This is a genomic window from Lysobacter enzymogenes, assembly GCF_017355525.1.
Classification (GTDB): Bacteria; Pseudomonadota; Gammaproteobacteria; order Xanthomonadales; family Xanthomonadaceae; genus Lysobacter; species Lysobacter enzymogenes_C.
In genome coordinates this window covers 4699931-4714843 of record NZ_CP067395.1, presented here as the reverse complement: position 1 = coordinate 4714843, position 14913 = coordinate 4699931, and the positions used below count along the sequence as shown (strand labels likewise).

At 71.9% G+C, this 14913-nt stretch carries 17 protein-coding genes; 5 read left to right on the top strand and 12 right to left on the bottom strand.

Going from position 1 to position 14913, the window contains the following annotated elements; all coding sequences use genetic code 11:
- Positions 1 to 165: 165 nt before the first annotated feature.
- Entirely contained in the window at positions 166 to 1128 is a 963-nt protein-coding gene (locus tag JHW38_RS19885) for a LysR family transcriptional regulator (RefSeq protein ID WP_207523050.1), read from the bottom strand.
- 117 nt (positions 1129 to 1245) lie between these two features.
- Here JHW38_RS19885 and JHW38_RS19880 point away from each other — a divergent pair, with 117 nt between their 5' ends.
- The 3 genes from JHW38_RS19880 (at position 1246) to JHW38_RS19870 (ending at position 3113) form a co-directional block, all read left to right on the top strand.
- A complete protein-coding gene (locus JHW38_RS19880) occupies positions 1246 to 1623 on the top strand; it encodes a VOC family protein (RefSeq protein ID WP_207523049.1) in 378 nt (125 codons plus the stop codon).
- Positions 1607 to 2410: an SDR family NAD(P)-dependent oxidoreductase gene (locus JHW38_RS19875; protein WP_207523048.1), complete on the top strand. Its 804-nt coding sequence runs from the start codon at positions 1607 to 1609 to the stop codon at positions 2408 to 2410. Before JHW38_RS19880 ends, JHW38_RS19875 begins: the two co-directional genes overlap by 17 nt.
- A 79-nt stretch (positions 2411 to 2489) precedes the next feature.
- Complete coding sequence (locus JHW38_RS19870) at positions 2490 to 3113, top strand: LysE family translocator (protein WP_207523047.1); 624 nt, start codon at positions 2490 to 2492, stop codon at positions 3111 to 3113.
- Between the two features lie 16 nt (positions 3114 to 3129).
- Here the strand turns inward: JHW38_RS19870 and JHW38_RS19865 are convergent, their stop codons facing one another.
- From JHW38_RS19865 to cydP, 5 genes are read right to left on the bottom strand one after another with little or no spacing between them, the layout of a single operon-like run.
- Positions 3130 to 3411, bottom strand: a complete 282-nt coding sequence (locus tag JHW38_RS19865) for a cyd operon YbgE family protein (RefSeq protein ID WP_207523046.1) — start codon at positions 3409 to 3411, stop codon at positions 3130 to 3132.
- Positions 3411 to 3536, bottom strand: a complete 126-nt coding sequence (cydX, locus tag JHW38_RS19860; protein WP_207523045.1) for a cytochrome bd-I oxidase subunit CydX — start codon at positions 3534 to 3536, stop codon at positions 3411 to 3413. The genes JHW38_RS19865 and cydX overlap by 1 nt, the downstream gene beginning before the upstream one ends.
- Positions 3536 to 4669 (bottom strand): cytochrome d ubiquinol oxidase subunit II, encoded by a 1134-nt coding sequence (cydB, locus tag JHW38_RS19855; RefSeq protein ID WP_207523044.1) that lies wholly within the window; start codon positions 4667 to 4669, stop codon positions 3536 to 3538. Before cydB ends, cydX begins: the two co-directional genes overlap by 1 nt.
- Before the next feature lie 9 nt (positions 4670 to 4678).
- Positions 4679 to 6241 (bottom strand): cytochrome ubiquinol oxidase subunit I, encoded by a 1563-nt coding sequence (locus tag JHW38_RS19850; protein WP_207523043.1) that lies wholly within the window; start codon positions 6239 to 6241, stop codon positions 4679 to 4681.
- A 4-nt stretch (positions 6242 to 6245) separates the two neighbouring features.
- A complete protein-coding gene (gene cydP, locus JHW38_RS19845) occupies positions 6246 to 6659 on the bottom strand; it encodes a cytochrome oxidase putative small subunit CydP (RefSeq protein WP_207523042.1) in 414 nt (137 codons plus the stop codon).
- 86 nt (positions 6660 to 6745) lie between these two features.
- Here cydP and JHW38_RS19840 point away from each other — a divergent pair, with 86 nt between their 5' ends.
- Entirely contained in the window at positions 6746 to 7582 is an 837-nt protein-coding gene (locus tag JHW38_RS19840) for a universal stress protein (protein ID WP_207523041.1), read from the top strand.
- A gap of 171 nt (positions 7583 to 7753) precedes the next feature.
- Here the strand turns inward: JHW38_RS19840 and JHW38_RS19835 are convergent, their stop codons facing one another.
- A complete protein-coding gene (locus tag JHW38_RS19835) occupies positions 7754 to 8617 on the bottom strand; it encodes a hypothetical protein (RefSeq protein WP_207523040.1) in 864 nt (287 codons plus the stop codon).
- A gap of 213 nt (positions 8618 to 8830) precedes the next feature.
- Here JHW38_RS19835 and JHW38_RS19830 point away from each other — a divergent pair, with 213 nt between their 5' ends.
- Positions 8831 to 9562 (top strand): helix-turn-helix domain-containing protein, encoded by a 732-nt coding sequence (locus JHW38_RS19830; RefSeq protein ID WP_207523039.1) that lies wholly within the window; start codon positions 8831 to 8833, stop codon positions 9560 to 9562.
- Between the two features lie 146 nt (positions 9563 to 9708).
- Here the strand turns inward: JHW38_RS19830 and JHW38_RS19825 are convergent, their stop codons facing one another.
- The 5 genes from JHW38_RS19825 to JHW38_RS19805 all read right to left on the bottom strand — a co-directional run bounded on the left by JHW38_RS19825 (position 9709) and on the right by JHW38_RS19805 (position 14773).
- Positions 9709 to 11712: a PAS domain S-box protein gene (locus JHW38_RS19825; protein WP_207523038.1), complete on the bottom strand. Its 2004-nt coding sequence runs from the start codon at positions 11710 to 11712 to the stop codon at positions 9709 to 9711.
- Entirely contained in the window at positions 11709 to 12446 is a 738-nt protein-coding gene (locus JHW38_RS19820) for a response regulator (RefSeq protein WP_207523037.1), read from the bottom strand. The genes JHW38_RS19825 and JHW38_RS19820 overlap by 4 nt, the downstream gene beginning before the upstream one ends.
- A 210-nt stretch (positions 12447 to 12656) precedes the next feature.
- Entirely contained in the window at positions 12657 to 12869 is a 213-nt protein-coding gene (locus tag JHW38_RS19815) for a ribbon-helix-helix protein, CopG family (protein WP_207523036.1), read from the bottom strand.
- A 331-nt stretch (positions 12870 to 13200) separates the two neighbouring features.
- Positions 13201 to 13404: a hypothetical protein gene (locus tag JHW38_RS19810; RefSeq protein WP_207523035.1), complete on the bottom strand. Its 204-nt coding sequence runs from the start codon at positions 13402 to 13404 to the stop codon at positions 13201 to 13203.
- Positions 13405 to 13609: 205 nt separating this feature from the next.
- On the bottom strand, positions 13610 to 14773 hold the full coding sequence (locus tag JHW38_RS19805) for a cystathionine beta-lyase (RefSeq protein WP_207523034.1): 1164 nt from the start codon (positions 14771 to 14773) through the stop codon (positions 13610 to 13612).
- Positions 14774 to 14913 lie beyond the last annotated feature (140 nt).

Sequence of the window (14913 nt, the reverse complement as noted above, 5' to 3'; positions counted from 1 at the left end):
ACCCGAGCTCGTGGATCGATCCTCGCGCAGGCGAAGTTGTTTCGCGGTGACGATGCGCAGGCGCGTGCAGGCGCGCTTCAGCGTGGTCGAGATTACGTTAACGCCTCGTTTTCGTTGTGTGCTCGCGGTGGCACCGCAGGTGCGTTGTCGCGGCTTGCGCCGCTCCTACAGGGGGCGCGTCTGCGGACGCAGGGCGGGTGGGCACAGGCGGTCGGCCTCGCGTTCGAATTCGGCGACGGCGAAATCCACCAGCGCGCGCAGGCGCGGGGTTTGCCGCATGTCCGAATGGAAGCCGACCCGCACCGCGCGCACCACCGGCTGCGGGGCCAGATCCAGGCGCCGCAGGTCCGGCTCGCGTTCGCCGAGCCAGCACGGCAGCACCGCCATCGCCGCGCCTTCGCGCACCGCGGACAGATGCGCGCGCAGGCCGTTGGCGCGCAGCGCCACCCGCGCGCGCGGCGCCAGCGGCGGCAGCCAGGCTTCGTGCGCGACCGCGCCGGCGGCGCGATCCATCAGCACCAGGGCGTGGCCGTCGCAGCCGTCGGCCGGATCGGGCCGGCCGTGGCGGTCGAGATAGGCCTGGCTCGCGTACAACGCGTAAGCGACTTCGCCGATCCGGCGCTCGATCAGATTCTCCTGCGCGAACGGGCCGAAGCGGAACGCCAGATCGGCTTCGCGCCGGGCCAGATTGAACACCCGCACGTCGTTGACCAGTTCCAGATCCACGCCCGGATGCAAGGCGCCGAAGCGCGCCAGCATCGGCGCGACCACTTCGTCGCCGAGCCAATCCAGGCTGGTCACCGTCAACGCGCCGTCGAGCCCGGTATCGCGCGCGGCGATGCGCCGCTGCACCGCCAGCGCGCCGGCGTCCATCTGCTCCAGGCCTTCCAGCAGGCTGCGGCCGAGCGCGTTGGCGCGCATGCCGCCGGCTTCGCGTTCGAACAGTTTCGCGCCCAGGCCCTGCTCGAGCGCGTCCAGGCGCCGGCCGACCGTGGGCTGGGTGCTGCCGAGCGCGCGCGCCGCCGCGCTGAGGCTGCCGTGGCGCGCGATCGCCAAGGCGATCTTGAGGTCGTCCCAATCCATCGTCGTCGTTCCGGTTTGCGCGATGCGTTCGCGAATGGCGGCCATGCCCGCGCGTCGGTGGGCCGCGGCCGCGGCGGCGCCTAGACTGCCATCCGCGCCGGCCGCGCAACAAGCGTCGCGCCGCCGCATCCCGCCCTCGCCGTCCCCCTCCGGAGCGTTGCGATGCACCTGGACCACATGATTCTGCGCGTCGCCGACGCCGAAGCATCGGCGCGCTTCTATCGCGACATCCTCGGCCTGCACGACGAGCACGCCGGCGCGGTGTTGCGGGTGCTGCGGGTCGATGCCGGCACCACCCTGGCTTTGCTGCAGGAGCCGCCGCGCGACAGCGTCCATCTCGCCTTCCGCCTGGATCGCAGCGGGTTCGAGCGCGTGCGCGAGCGCCTGTTCGCGCAACGCATCGCTTACGGCGCCGGGCCGTTCCAGCGCGACGGACGCAGCGGGCCGCAGGCCGGCGCGATGGGCGTGGCCGAGTCGCTGTACTTCTTCGATCCCGACCGCCACAACCTGGAAGTGCGCACCCATGAATGCCGCGTCTGAGCATCCCGCGCCGTCCGCCGCGATTCCCGCCTTCGCCGATCTGCGCGGCAAGACCGCATTGGTCACCGGCGGCTCGCGCGGGCTCGGCGCCGCCACCGCGCTGGCGCTGGCGCGCAACGGCGTGCGCGTGGCGCTCAACGGCCGCGACCCGGACGCGCTCGCGGCGAGCGCCGCGGCGCTGCGCGAGGCCGGCGGCGAGGCCGATACCTTCGCCGCCGACTGCGCCGAACTGGCCCAGGTCGAAGCGATGCGCGACGCCGTGCTGGCGCGGTTCGGCGCGCCCGATTTCGTCCTCGCCTTCGCCGGCGGCGGCAGCGGCCGGCCGATGCCGGTGCACGAGATCGACGAACGCGAGTGGCGCTCCAGCCTCGACCACAACCTCACCGCGACGTTTTTCACGGTGAAGTGTTTTCTGCCCGGCATGCTCGCGCGCGGCAGCGGCGCGCTGTTGACGATGGCCTCGGCCGGCGCGCGCGTCGTCGCCGGCGCACCGGCGGGTTACGCCGCGGCCAAGGCCGGGGTGATCGCGCTGACCCGACAGCTCGCCCACGAACTCGGGCCGCGCGGCCTGCGCGCCAACTGCCTGTCGCCGTCGGCGGTGCTGACCGAACGCACCCGCGCGAACCTGCCGCCGCAACGGCAGGCGCAGATGCTGGCGGCGTTCCCGCTCGGCCGCCTCGGCGAACCGGCCGACGTGGCGATGGCCTCGCTGTTCCTGCTCAGCGACGCCTCGGCCTGGATCACCGGCACGGTGCTCGACGTGGCCGGCGGGCGGGTCATGGTCTGAACCGGTACGGCGGCGAGGCGCCGCTTGCGCGCGGCGGCGCGCTCGCCTCCAATGGGCTATCCCCGCACCGGAGCCCATCGTGGACCCGCAGACCCTCACCGCTTTCTTCGCCACCGCGCTGTTCCTCGCCGTCGTGCCGGGCCCGGACAACGTGTTCGTGCTGACCCAGTCCGCGCTGCGCGGCAAGCGCGCTGGCCTGTGGGTGGTGCTGGGGTTGTGCACCGGCCTACTGGTCCATACCGCCGCAGTGGCGCTGGGCGTCGCCGCGCTGTTCGAACGCTCGCGCGTGGCCTACGAGCTGCTCAAGTACGCCGGCGCTGCCTATCTGCTGTATCTGGCCTGGCAGTCGCTGCGCGCGCCGGCGATGCGGGTCGGGGACGGCGAAGGCGCGCGCGGCGGCGCCGGCAAGCTGTACCTGCGCGGCATCGTCATGAACGTCGCCAACCCCAAGGTGTCGATCTTCTTCCTCGCCTTCCTGCCGCAGTTCGTCGACCAGCAGGCCGGCCCGGTGACCTTGCAGATGCTGGCGCTGGGCGCGACCTTCATCGTCGCCACCGCGTTGGTGTTCGGCGCGCTCGCGCTGAGCGCGGGCGCGATCGGCCGGCATCTGGTCCGTTCCGAACGCGCGCAGCGCTGGATGAACCGCGTCGCTGCGACCGTGTTCGCCGGGCTCGCCGTCAAGCTCGCCACCGCGCAGCGCTGAGCGCCGGCCGCGGCGGTCACAGCAGGCTGCGCGTCCACAGCGCCGCCAATCCCAGCATCAGCGGCCACAACAACAGCGGATGCAGCAGCGCCCGCGCCCAGCCGCGGCGCGGTCGGAAGCCGACGCCGTGGACGAAGCCGGCGCAGATCGCCATCACCAGCGGCGTCAACAGGCCGTGCGCGCCGGGGCTCAGCCCGGCGCCGCGCATCGCCGGCAGCAACAGCAAGGCCAGCGACAGCGCCGCCGCCAGCAGCAGCGACAGCGCGCGCGCCCAGCCGCCGGACGCTGCCGCGTCCATCAGCGTCCCCGCTGCGCTTCGCCGCGCGCTTGTTCTTCGTCCTCGCGCATCTCGAACCACATAGCGTTGAGCACGCCGAAGCTGCACGCCAGCGCCAGCCCCAGGATCCAGGCGAAGTACCACATCAGTAACCTCCTTCGTGTTCGCCCTGCGCCTGCACGTGGGCGCGGGTGACGGTGCCGCGCATGACCCGGAACGCCCACGCGCTGTAGGCCAGGATCAGCGGCAGGAAGATCGCCGCGGCGACCAGCATGATGCCCAGCGTGCGCTGGCTCGACGAGGCGTCCCACACGGTCAGGCCGTGCGCGGGATCGGTGGCCGAGGGCAGCAGGAACGGAAACAGCGACGCGCCCGCGGTGAGGATGATGCAGGCCACCGCCGTGCCGCTGGCGATGAAGCTCCACTTGCGCGAACCCAGCAGCGCCACCGCCAGCAAGGCCGCGAACGCCAGCGCCGGCAGCGCGATCAGCCACGGCTGCAGGGCATAGTTCGCCAACCAGCCGCCGTCGACCGCGATCGCCTGCTTGGCCAGCGGATCCGACGGCGCGCCAGTGCTCCAGGCGCCTACGATGGCCGAACCCGGCAGCGTGCGCAGCCACACGCCGCCCGCGGCGAACGCAGCCGCGGCCGCCAACGCGGCGATGCGGGCGATGCGCCGCGCGCGCGCGCCGACCGGGTCCTCGACCCGCATCGCGGCATAGCTGGCGCCGTGCATGACCAGCATCGACAGGCTGACCGCGCCGGCCAGCAGCGCGAACGGATGGAACAGGCCGAGGAAGCTGCCGTCGAACACCGGCAGCAGTTCGTCGGTGAAGTGGAACGGCACGCCGAGGAACAGATTGCCGAAGGCCACGCCGAACACCAGCGACGGCACCGCGCCGGCGATGGTCAGCGCCCAGTCCCAGGCGCCGCGCCAGCGCGCATGCGGCAGGCGGTTGCGGAACGCGAAGCCGACCGGACGCAGGATCAGCGCCACCAGCAGCAGGAACATGGCGAAGTAGAACGCCGAGAACGAGGCCGCGTACAGCAGCGGCCAGGCCGCGAACACCGCGCCGCCGCCGAGGATGAACCAGACCTGGTTGCCTTCCCAGTTCGGCTCGATCGCTTCCAGCGCCATGCGCCGCTCGACATCGTCGCGGCCGATCAGGCGCAGGATCGCGCCCAGGCCCAGGTCGTAGCCGTCGGTGACGGCGAAGCCGATCAGCAACACACCGAGCAACAGCCACCACAGTTCGCGCAACAGTTCGTAATCGATCATGACGGGGCCTCAGACGGTGTGCGCGGCGTGGGCTTGGCGGGTGGCGGGCCAGAACTTCAGCCGGTCGGGCCCGGAGCGGATCGCGCGCAGCATCAGCACCGCGTCGACCACGGCCAGCCCGGTGTAGAGCACGACGAAGCCGATCAGGCTAACGATCACTTGCGTCGAATTGGTCGCCGACACGCCGAGGAAGGTCGGCAGCACGCCGTCGATGGCCCAGGGCTGGCGGCCGTATTCGGCGACGATCCAGCCCAGTTCCGCCGCGACCCACGGCAGCGGCAGGCTGCACAGCGCCAGCCGCAGGAACCAGCGTTTTTCCAGCTGGTTGCGCGCGGCCAGATAGAACGCCGCGGCGAACAGGACGATGAAGAAGAAGCCCAAGCCGACCATGATCCGGAACGACCAGAACAGCACCGGCACGTTCGGCACCGTGCTCCACGCGGCGCGGTCGATGACCGCTTCGCTGGCGGTGGCCGGATCCAGGGTGTAGCGCAAGGTCAGCAGGCCGAAGCCCAGGTCCTCGCGCACGGCCAGGAACGCAGCTTGCTTGTCGGGGTTGTCGCGGTCGGCGCGCAGTTCGCGCAGCGCCTGATAGGCGACGATGCCGCGGCGGATGCGTTCGCGATTCTCCTCGACCAGGTCGTGGATGCCGGGCACCTCCTTGTCGAGCGAACGCGTGGCGATCAGGCCCATCGCCCAGGGAATGCGCACGGCGTATTCGGTCTCGCGCGTTTGCATGTTCGGCAGGCCGAACAGGGTGAACGCGGCCGGCGCCGGATGGGTGCGCCACTCGGCTTCGATCGCGGCGACCTTCATCTTCTGGTTTTCCGAGGCGGTGTAGCCGCTCTCGTCGCCGAGCACCGCCACCGACAGCGCCGAGGCGAGACCGAAGCTCGCCGCCACCACCATCGAACGCTTGGCGATCTCGACGTTGCGCCCGCGCAGCAGGTACCAGGCGCTGATCGACAGCACGAACATCGCGCCGGTGACGTAGCCGGCGCTGACGGTGTGGACGAACTTGGCCTGCGCGACCGGGTTGAACACCACCGCGGCGAAGTCGGTGATCTCCATGCGCATGGTGTGGAAGTTGAATTCGGCGCCGACCGGGTTCTGCATCCAGCCGTTGGCGATCAGGATCCACAGCGCCGACAGGTTCGCGCCGAGCGCGGTCAGCCAGGTCACAGTGAGGTGCTGCAGCTTGCTGAGCCGGTCCCAGCCGAAGAAGAACAAGCCGACGAAGGTGCTCTCCAGGAAGAACGCCATCAGCCCTTCGATCGCCAGCGGCGCGCCGAAGATGTCGCCGACGTAGTGCGAGTAATAGGCCCAGTTGGTGCCGAACTGGAATTCCATGGTGATGCCGGTCGCCACGCCCATGGCGAAGTTGATGCCGAACAGCACGCCCCAGAACCGGGTCATCTGTTTCCAGATGACGCGCCCGCTCATCACGTAGACGCTTTCCATGATCGCCAGGATCAGCGCCAGGCCGATGGTCAACGGCACGAACAGGAAGTGGTAGAGCGCAGTCAGCGCGAATTGCAGGCGCGACAGATCGACGACGTACAGGTCCGGCATGGGATCACCTTGAGTGCAGGAGGAGCCGGTCGACCGCGCCGGCGTCGACCGGCGGGCGGTGCGAGGGCGAGAAGAACAGCAGATACAGCGCGGTCAGCAACGCCAGCTTGGCGGCGATAGTCAGCGCGATGCGGCGCAGCAGCGCCGCGCTCCAGCGCGGCCTGGCGGCGCCGCGGAGGCCGCGTTCATCGAGCTGCGCTGGCGGAGTTTTCACGGCCGGCTCCCGGGGAATCTGCGAGCATTGCAAGCCAACAGGGCCGGCGGCGTGTTGATCCAGGTCAAGCCGCCCACCGATCCGGCCGCCGCCATGCGCGCGGCGGTCGCTTTGGCCGGCGCCACGACCCGCGTCGCCATGCACGGCGACCGCTCCGCCCGCCTCCGATGCCGCCCGCGCGCGGCGAACGCTGCTGCCGGTCACCGCCGCGGCTTGATCCGGGTCAATCCCTCGCGCGCGCAGCCGGCTGTACTGCGGGCAAGGGCCGGCCGCGGCCGCGGAGAACGCCGATGTACAAGGACCTGATGATTGCGATGACCGGCGACGCCGGCGATGCCGATGCGCTGCGTCTGGCGGTGAAGCTGGCCGCGCGCCACAGCGCGCGTCTGGCGGTGCTGGAAAGCGTCGATCTGCCGGTGCCGATCGGCCACGCCTGGGATCTGGTTCCGGATCCGACCTGCGGTGCGGTCTACGAGGAATTGCGCGAGCACGGGCAGCAGCGCCTGGCCGACTTGAAGAACCGCCTCGACGACGAAACCGTGAGTTGGGACGCGCGCGTGGTCGAAGCGCTGTACGCCGATGCGCCGCATACGGTCGCGCGCGAAGCCTTCGACGCCGATGTCTGCGTGCTCGCCGGCATCGGCGGCCGCGCCCACGGCGTCGCCGCGCTGCATGCGTGGTTCACCGCGCTGCTGCTCGAATCCGGCCGGCCGCTGCTGGTGGTGCCGCCGAACAGTGGCCCGACCCTGCCGCTGCGGCGCGCGATGATCGCCTGGCAGCCCACGCGCCAGACCACCCGCGCGGTGCACGACGCGCTGCCGCTGCTGGCCGAAGCCGGGCTGGTGGAACTGGTGGTGATCGGTCAGGGCGACGACGATCCGGCGCTGGATTCGGCACGGCGCATGGTCGCGCACCTGGTCCGCCACAGCATTCCGACCGATCTGGTCAGCCTGCGCGGCGGCGACCGCGACGTCGCCGTCGCGCTGCTGGACTACGCCGAACGCAGCGGCGTGCAGTTGCTGGTCGCCGGCGGTTACGGGCATTCGCGGCTGCGCGAATGGGTGCTCGGCGGCGTCACCCGGGAGTTGCTGCAATCGGCGCAGTTGCCGGTGTTCTTCGGGCACTGAGGACGCTACGCCTGCTCCCCCTTGTAGGAGCGGCGCGAGCCGCGACCGCGAAACCGCGCTTACGGCGCGAGCCGCGGCTCGCCGTTGAGCAGACGCGGGATCGCGTCGGTTTCGTCGTAGTCGCGGTTTCGCGGTCGCGGCTCGCGCCGCTCCTACAGGGGGCGACCGCCGCTACGGCCGCGTTCGCAGCGGCGCGTCGATCCACGGCTGCATCGCTGCGGCGATGGCGGCCCGCGCCGTACGCAAGGCGTGCGTCGTGGCGCCCTCGCCCGCGCCGACCCGCGCGCACGCCGGCTCGATCCCGTCGCTGGCGCCGTTCGCCAACCGCGCCAGCGACGGCTGCGGCCGCAACCGGGTCAGGCGCGCATGGCGGCGGTTGTTCGCAGCCGCATCCAGCAACACCGCCGGCGCCTCGCGCGAGGCCCACAGCCGCGCCAGCGGCGCGCCGTCGCCGCGCTCGCCGCGCTCGCGTGCCAGGCGCGCCGCGCCTTGCAGGGCGCCCAGGGCCAACGACCGCGCGACCGACTGCGCCAGCGGCGGCGCGCGTTCGCCGAGATAATCCACGCCCATCAGCGCGAACGCGTCGGCGAGCCCGATCAGGCCCACTTCCAGGCGCAACGGCGCCGTGGCGTCCGCGCCGAACGCTTCGGCCGCGTCGTCGAGCAGGCGCACCGCCAGCGCCGCGACCGCGGCGAACCGTTCGAAATCGAAACGCGCGCGCGCGCCGCCGGGTTCGAGCACGAACGCGCCGGCGTTGAGCGCCGCGCGCGGCGCGCGCAGCGGCGGCACCGCGCGCTCGGTGCCGGCGCGGCGCAGCAGGCGCGGGTCGGGCAGGATCTGCCAGGCGCCGAACGCGGCGGCATAACGGCTGCGCCAATAGCCGGCGTCGCCGCCGCCGCCGCCGAGCGCCGCGGCGACCCGCTGCCAGGTCGCGTCGACCGTGCGGTCGCGCAGGCGCTCGCCGCTGCGCCAGCGGAAGCGCCGGTCCCACAGGTCGACGGCATGCGCATCGGTGAATCGGGTCAGGCGGGTCACGGGGCTTCCGGCGGACGCGGGCCGCACCCGCAGGCGTTCCACTTTGCCCGCGCGGCGCGCGGCTTTCTTGATCGGGATCAAGTCCGTGCGCGCGCATCGGCGGCGCCGCGGGCGCGTTACAAACCGTTACCGCTGGTTACCGCCGCCGAATCGGCGCGCGCAGCCGCGCGTCTAGCCTGTGCCCAGCCAAAACGCCGAACCGGAACCGCCGCCATGTTGCTCGAACACGCCGCTTATGCCGAACCCGACTCCGCTGCCGCCTGCGCCGACGCGGCGCAAGCCGGAGACGACGGCCTGGAGTCGTGGCTGCAACGCGAGCTGCTGCGCCGCGGCTGGCCGCTGCAACGCCGGCGGGTGCGCGCCAAGCAGCATGTGTTCCGCGCCGGGCAGCCGCGCACGGCGCTGTATCTGGTCCACGCCGGCTGCTTCAAGACCGCGCTGGTCAGCGAAGACGGACGCGAGAAGATCACCGGCTTCCGCCTGCGCGGCGACCTGCTCGGCCTGGACGCGCTGGACATGAGCGCCTACGCCTGCGACGCGGTCGCGCTGGACACCGGCGAGCTGTGGGAAGTGCCGTTCGCGCGCTTGCGCCACGAGCTGCCGCAGTTCCAGGAGCGCATCACCGCGTTGCTCGCGGGCGAGATCCGCCGCGACTGGACCTGGATGCTGGCGCTGGGCACGCTCGGCGCCGACCAGCGCGTGGTGACCTTCCTGTTCGACCTGGCCGCGCGCCTGCACGCGCTCGGCTTCAGCGGCGAACGCCTGCAGTTGCGCATGACCCGCGCCGAACTCGGCAATTTCCTGTCGCTGACGTTGGAAACGGTGACGCGCTCGTTGTCGCGCCTGCAAGCACGCGGGCTGATCGAAGTGGCGGGCCGCGAAATCGTTCTGCGCGACCGCGCCGCGCTCAGCGAGTTGCTCGCTGTCGGCGGCCGGGTGCACTGACGCGACAGGACCGTGGGTTCGGTTTTCTGCAGGGGCTTCAGCCCCAACGCTTTTCGATCAGATCGCAATGCGGCCGAGTCGCGCCGGAGCCGAAGGCGTCGGACTGAAGGCCGCCCCACAATCACGCGCCTTCGTAGCGGCATGCATCAGCCGCCCTCGCGCCGCGGCCCGATCGCGCGCGCGATCGCCGCGGCCACCTGCTCGCGCCGGTACGGCTTGCGCAGCAAGTCGAACGCTTCGCCGGCGTTCGCGGTTTCGGTCTCGTAACCCGAGGTCAGCACCACCGGCAGGCCCGGCCGCAAACGCCGCGCCGCGGCCGCCAGGTCCTTGCCGTTCATGCCCTCGCCGAGCATGACGTCGCTGAACATCGCCGCCGCTTCGCCGTCGCCGGCCAGATAGCGCAGGGCTTCGCCGGCGCTGGCCACCGCGGCGGCGCGATAGCCCGAGGCGCGCAGGAACGCCAGCGCGATCGCCCGCACCGCCGCGTCGTCCTCGACCACCAGCACGGTCTCGCCGCGGCCCGGCGCGTGCGCGCCGCCCGGCGGCGCCGGCGCGGCCGCGGGCGCGCGCGCGGCCGGCAGGAACAGTTCCACCCGGGTGCCGTAGCCCAACGCGCTGTCGATGCGCAGGTCGCCGCCGCTCTGTTTGGCGAAGCCGTAGACCATGCTCAGGCCCAGGCCGCTGCCGCGCCCGGCTTCCTTGGTGGTGAAGAACGGTTCCATCGCCCGCGCCAGCGTCTCCGGGGCCATGCCGCGGCCGGTGTCGGCGACCAGGATGCGCAGGTAATCGCCGGCCGCCAGTTCGCCGTCGTCGTCGCCGCCAGGGCGCGCGGCGGCTTCGTGCGCGCGGGCTTCGATCGCGATCTCGCCGCCGCGCGGCATCGCATCGCGCGCGTTGAGCGCGAGGTTCAGCAGCGCCGCCTCCAGCTGGCTCGGGTCGGCATACGCCGCCGCCAGCGGCGCGACGCATTCCACGTGCAGGTGCACGCTGTCGCCGAGGGTGCGCTTGAGCATGCTTTCGACATCGCGCAGCAGCGCCGGCACGTCGACCGCGCGCGGGCTCAGCCGCTGGCGGCGCGCGAACGCGAGCAGCTTGCCGGTGAGCTCGGCGCCGCGGCCGGCCGAGCGCAAGGCGCTGGCGATCAGCTCGCCGGCCTCGGGCGTGTCGGCGCATTCCAGTTCCAGCAATTGCAGGCTGCCGGACATCACCGTCAGCAGATTGTTGAAGTCGTGGGCGATGCCGCCGGTGAGCTGGCCGATCGCGTCCAGCCGCTGCGAATGCGCCAGTTGCTCCTCGGTGCGGCGGCGCTGCACGAACGCGGCGGCCAGGTGCGCGACCGACCGCAACAAGTGCAGCGCGTCGTGATCGAAATGGCGCGGCCGCGGCGCGCGCGCCAGCAGCGCGCCCATCGGCCGGCCGCGGTCGAACAGCGGCACCAGCACGCCGCTGCCGGCGGCGGCGCGCAACGGAAAACGCGAAGCGGCGGCGGCGAAATCGTCGACCACCCGGGTTTCGCCGGCGCCGACGTCGGCCAGCAGCGCGGCTTCGTCCAGCGCCGGCGCCGCGGCATCGTCGTCGAGGCCGACGCTGGCGCGGATCTCGACGCTCTGGCTGTCGCCGGACACGAACAGCACCGCCACCGCCGGAATGTCGAGCGCATCGGCGAGCAAGCGCGGCAAGGCATCGACCACGCCCGACTCGTCCTGCGCTTCCAGCGCGAGCTGGCCGATGCGCGCGGCCAGCGCGTCGTAGCGCGCGCGCACCAGCGCCTGGCGCGCGCGCTGGGTTTCGGAGATGTCGCGCACCGAAGCCAGATAGCGCGGCCCGTGCGCGCCGCCGATCGGGCTCAGCGCGATTTCCACCGGAAACTGGGTGCCGTCCGGGCGCAGGCCGATCAGGCTCTGCCCGCTCACGCCCATCGGCCGCACGTGCGGACGCGCCATGTAGTGCTGGCGATAGCCGCGATGGCGCTCGCGCGCGGCGGACGGGATCAGCGCCTCCACGTCCTTGCCCAGCAACTCACCCGGCGCATAGCCGAACAGGCGCTCGGCCTGGGCGTTGGCCTGGACGATGCGGCCGTCGCCGTCGACCAGCAGCAGCGCGTCGGGCACCGCTTCGAACAGGCCGTCGAAGGAGGCGTCGGCGCTCATGTCGCGCTGACCGCGGCGGCGAACAGATAGCCGGCGCCGCGCACGGCCTTGATCAGGCTCGGCGCGGACGGATCGGATTCGAGCTTGCGCCGCAGGCGGCCGACCGCGACATCGATGGTGCGGTCGTACGGCCCGGCCTCGCGGCCGTGCAGCGCGTTCATCAGCTCGTCGCGGCTGAGCACTTGCTGCGGCCGCTGCAACAACGCGCGCAGCAGCTGGAATTCGCCGGTAGTCAAGGCGATTTCGGCGCCGGCCGCGTCGGTCAGCCGGCGCGCGGACAGCTCCAGGCGGAAGCCCTCGAACGCGAGGCTCTCGCCTGCCGGCGCCAGCGCCGGCGCGGACGCGCGCCGCAGCACCGAGCGCACCCGCGCCAGCAGTTCGCGCAGATCGAAGGGTTTGGCCAGGTAATCGTCGGCGCCCAGTTCCAGGCCGACCACGCGGTCGACCGCGTCGCCGCGGCCGCTGACCACGATCACCGGGCCGCGCCATTGGGTTTGCAGATGGCGCAGCAGCGACAGGCCGTCTTCGTCGGGCAGGCCCAGGTCGAGCAGGACCAGATCGATGCCGCCCAAGGCCACCGCCGCGCGCGCCTGCGCCGCGCTGGCGGCGGCCGCGGTCTTGCAGCCGTTGGCGCCGAGGTAGCGCGCCAACAGCGCGAGGATGTCGGCGTCGTCGTCGACCAGCAGCAGCCGCGGCTGCGCGGCCGGGACGGCGTCGCTGGATTTGGAGGACATCGCGCTCACTCGCAGGCGGACGGGCCGTAGTGCGCGCAGCATGGAGCGATTCGTGCCCAGCGGCAATAGCGCGGCGTGGCGCGCTGCGGCGCTGCGCTGCGGAACGCGCGGAACTTGATTCGGATCAATATCGGCGCGGCGCGGATCGGTTAAGGCGCGGCGGCGTTGCCGCGACCGGTCGCCGCGCTCGGCGAACGCCGGCCGCCGCGGTCAGACGAACACCAAGCGTTCGAGCTGGCGCGAGCCGGGCTGATCCTGCACGTGCAGCTCCTTGCCGTCCGCGCGCATCTGTTCCATCAGCATGTAGATGCGCAGGGCGCGCCGGATCACTTCGGTCTTGTTGGAGTTGCCGCGCCTGGCCATCTGTTCGAGCTCGGACATTTCGCCGGCGTCCAGGCTCAGGGTCATGCGTTGGTTCTTCATCGATCGCTCCGGAAGCGGGACGTACGAGGCTGACTAAACGCACACCATAGCCGCTTTTTCCGGGACGAAGGCAAGGACCAGGCGGCCTGGACATGACGTGATGCATTATGCGAGCACGACGTATTCATTCGACATGCAATGGATATGCATTCCATGCGCTGATGCGTCCGTCTGAGGTGTTCAGCGCTTCGACCCGCATCGCCGCCGGCCAACGATCTGGCGGAGCGGATCGCGCATGCGCCGCGGATGCGGCGGAGCGCTGCGCGCATGCGCGACGGCCGCCGAAACCGGCGGCCGTCGCGGAACATCGCCCGGCTCGCGCCGGCGCCGGTCACAACGGGCAGGGATATTTGCCGTCGCCTCGCAGCAGGCATTCGTTCAAGCGGCCGTCGCAGTACTCCGGCGTGTTCTTGCAGCGGTAGTAGTCGCTCCAGCATTCCTCGCAGGCGCCGCCCGCGGCGCTCGCGCCGAGCGTGGCGGTGGCGCCGAAAACGAACGCGGCGATCGCCGCAAGCGTCCTTCCTTGCATCTTCATCGTCCTCTCCTTCGGTGTGTCGATGGCTGGGTTGCGCGCACCGCTGCGGCTGCGCAGACGATGCGCCGCTCCGATGGTAGGCGCCGCCGCGCGCCGCAACATGGCCCCCATTGCGGCGCGGTCGACATCCGGACTGTGCGCGGATCCCCGTTTCCGCAGCCCGCCGGCGTCGGCGCCCACAAGGGCGCGAACGCCGGCGCCGGCATCAGGCCGGCAGCTGCGCCAGCGAAACGCGCAGGTCGTCGATCAGGTCTTCGCTGCGTTCCAGCCCGATGTTGAAGCGCACCAGGTTGCGGCCGGCGCGCGGCAGGTCGCGGTGCAGCGAGAACTGCGGCACGACCAGGCTGGTGGTGCCGCCCCAGCTGTAGCCGATCTTGAACAGGCGCAGCCGGTCGATGAAGGCGACCAACGCGTCCTGCGTCAGCGCGGGATCGAACTCGACCGAGAACACGCTGGCCGAGCCGGTGAAATCGCGCTTCCAGATCTCGTGCCCGGGGCTGCCGGGCAGCGCCGGATGGCGCACCCGCGCGACCCGCGGCTGCGTTTGCAGCCACTGCGCGACCTCCAGCGTGCTGCGCTGCAGATGATCCAGGCGCACGCCGAGCGTCTGCAGGCCGCGCAAGGCCAGGCTGCAGTCGTCGGGCGAGGCGCCCATGCCTAGCAGTTGGTGGGCGTCGCCGATGGCCTGGTACAGCGCTTCGTCGCGCACGGTGACCGAGCCGAGCAGCAGGTCGCTGTGGCCGCCGATGTACTTGGTCAGCGCCTGCACGGCGATGTCGGCGCCGTGGCCGAACGCGTCGAACAACACGCCGGCCGCATAAGTGTTGTCGAGCGCGACCGGCACGCCCGCGGCGTGGGCGGCGGCGGCGATGGCGGGAACGTCCTGCACTTCCATCGTCGCCGAGCCCGGGCTTTCGCACCACACCAGCTGGGTTTCCGGCCGCAGTTGCGCGGCGATGCCGGCGCCGGCCAGCGGGTCGTAGTACTCGGCGCGGATGTTCCAGCGGCTGAGCCAGCGGTCGGCGAACTCGCGGTGCGGGCCGTAGATGCAGTCCGGGATCAGCACGTGGCCGCCGGCCTTGAGCACGGCGATGTTGACCAGGCTGATCGCCGCCTGCCCGCCCGGGGCGATGAAGCAGTGGCCGCCGCCTTCGAGTTCGGCGATGCGCGCGGCCAGTTCCAGCGTGGTCGGGGTGCCGTACAGGCCGTAGGTGTACGGCGTCTCGCGCCGGTCCCAGTGGTCGTGCACGTGGGCGGCGCTGTCGAACAGGGTGGTCGAGCCGCGGTACACGGGGGTGGCCAGGGAACGGAAGCCGGCGGGCGCGGAGGCGTCGGGGTGGGCGAGTCGGGTACGCCAGTCCAAAGGCATGGGAAGGTCCGGTTCGGAGTGGGGGGCGGGCGCGGCGCGAGCGGGCGCGCGGGGCAGGCAATCGCCGTCTGCGATGCAGGCGCTCGTTGCGAGCTTACACAAGCGCGGCGACGGCCGGCGTGGTCGCAAACGAACCGGGC

Bases quoted from the DNA above. Each gene is read 5' to 3' on its own strand.
- JHW38_RS19885 (WP_207523050.1), bottom strand. From the start codon at position 1,128: ATGGCCGCCATTCGCGAACGCATCGCGCAAACCGGAACGACGACGATG.
- JHW38_RS19875 (WP_207523048.1), top strand. From the start codon at position 1,607: ATGAATGCCGCGTCTGAGCATCCCGCGCCGTCCGCCGCGATTCCCGCC.
- JHW38_RS19805 (WP_207523034.1), bottom strand. From the start codon at position 14,773: ATGCCTTTGGACTGGCGTACCCGACTCGCCCACCCCGACGCCTCCGCG.
- JHW38_RS19810 (WP_207523035.1), bottom strand. From the start codon at position 13,404: ATGAAGATGCAAGGAAGGACGCTTGCGGCGATCGCCGCGTTCGTTTTC.
- JHW38_RS19825 (WP_207523038.1), bottom strand. From the start codon at position 11,712: ATGAGCGCCGACGCCTCCTTCGACGGCCTGTTCGAAGCGGTGCCCGAC.
- JHW38_RS19815 (WP_207523036.1), bottom strand. From the start codon at position 12,869: ATGAAGAACCAACGCATGACCCTGAGCCTGGACGCCGGCGAAATGTCC.
- cydB (WP_207523044.1), bottom strand. From the start codon at position 4,669: ATGATCGATTACGAACTGTTGCGCGAACTGTGGTGGCTGTTGCTCGGT.
- JHW38_RS19880 (WP_207523049.1), top strand. From the start codon at position 1,246: ATGCACCTGGACCACATGATTCTGCGCGTCGCCGACGCCGAAGCATCG.
- cydX (WP_207523045.1), bottom strand. From the start codon at position 3,536: ATGTGGTACTTCGCCTGGATCCTGGGGCTGGCGCTGGCGTGCAGCTTC.
- JHW38_RS19865 (WP_207523046.1), bottom strand. From the start codon at position 3,411: ATGGACGCGGCAGCGTCCGGCGGCTGGGCGCGCGCGCTGTCGCTGCTG.
- JHW38_RS19840 (WP_207523041.1), top strand. From the start codon at position 6,746: ATGTACAAGGACCTGATGATTGCGATGACCGGCGACGCCGGCGATGCC.
- JHW38_RS19830 (WP_207523039.1), top strand. From the start codon at position 8,831: ATGTTGCTCGAACACGCCGCTTATGCCGAACCCGACTCCGCTGCCGCC.
- JHW38_RS19850 (WP_207523043.1), bottom strand. From the start codon at position 6,241: ATGCCGGACCTGTACGTCGTCGATCTGTCGCGCCTGCAATTCGCGCTG.
- JHW38_RS19820 (WP_207523037.1), bottom strand. From the start codon at position 12,446: ATGTCCTCCAAATCCAGCGACGCCGTCCCGGCCGCGCAGCCGCGGCTG.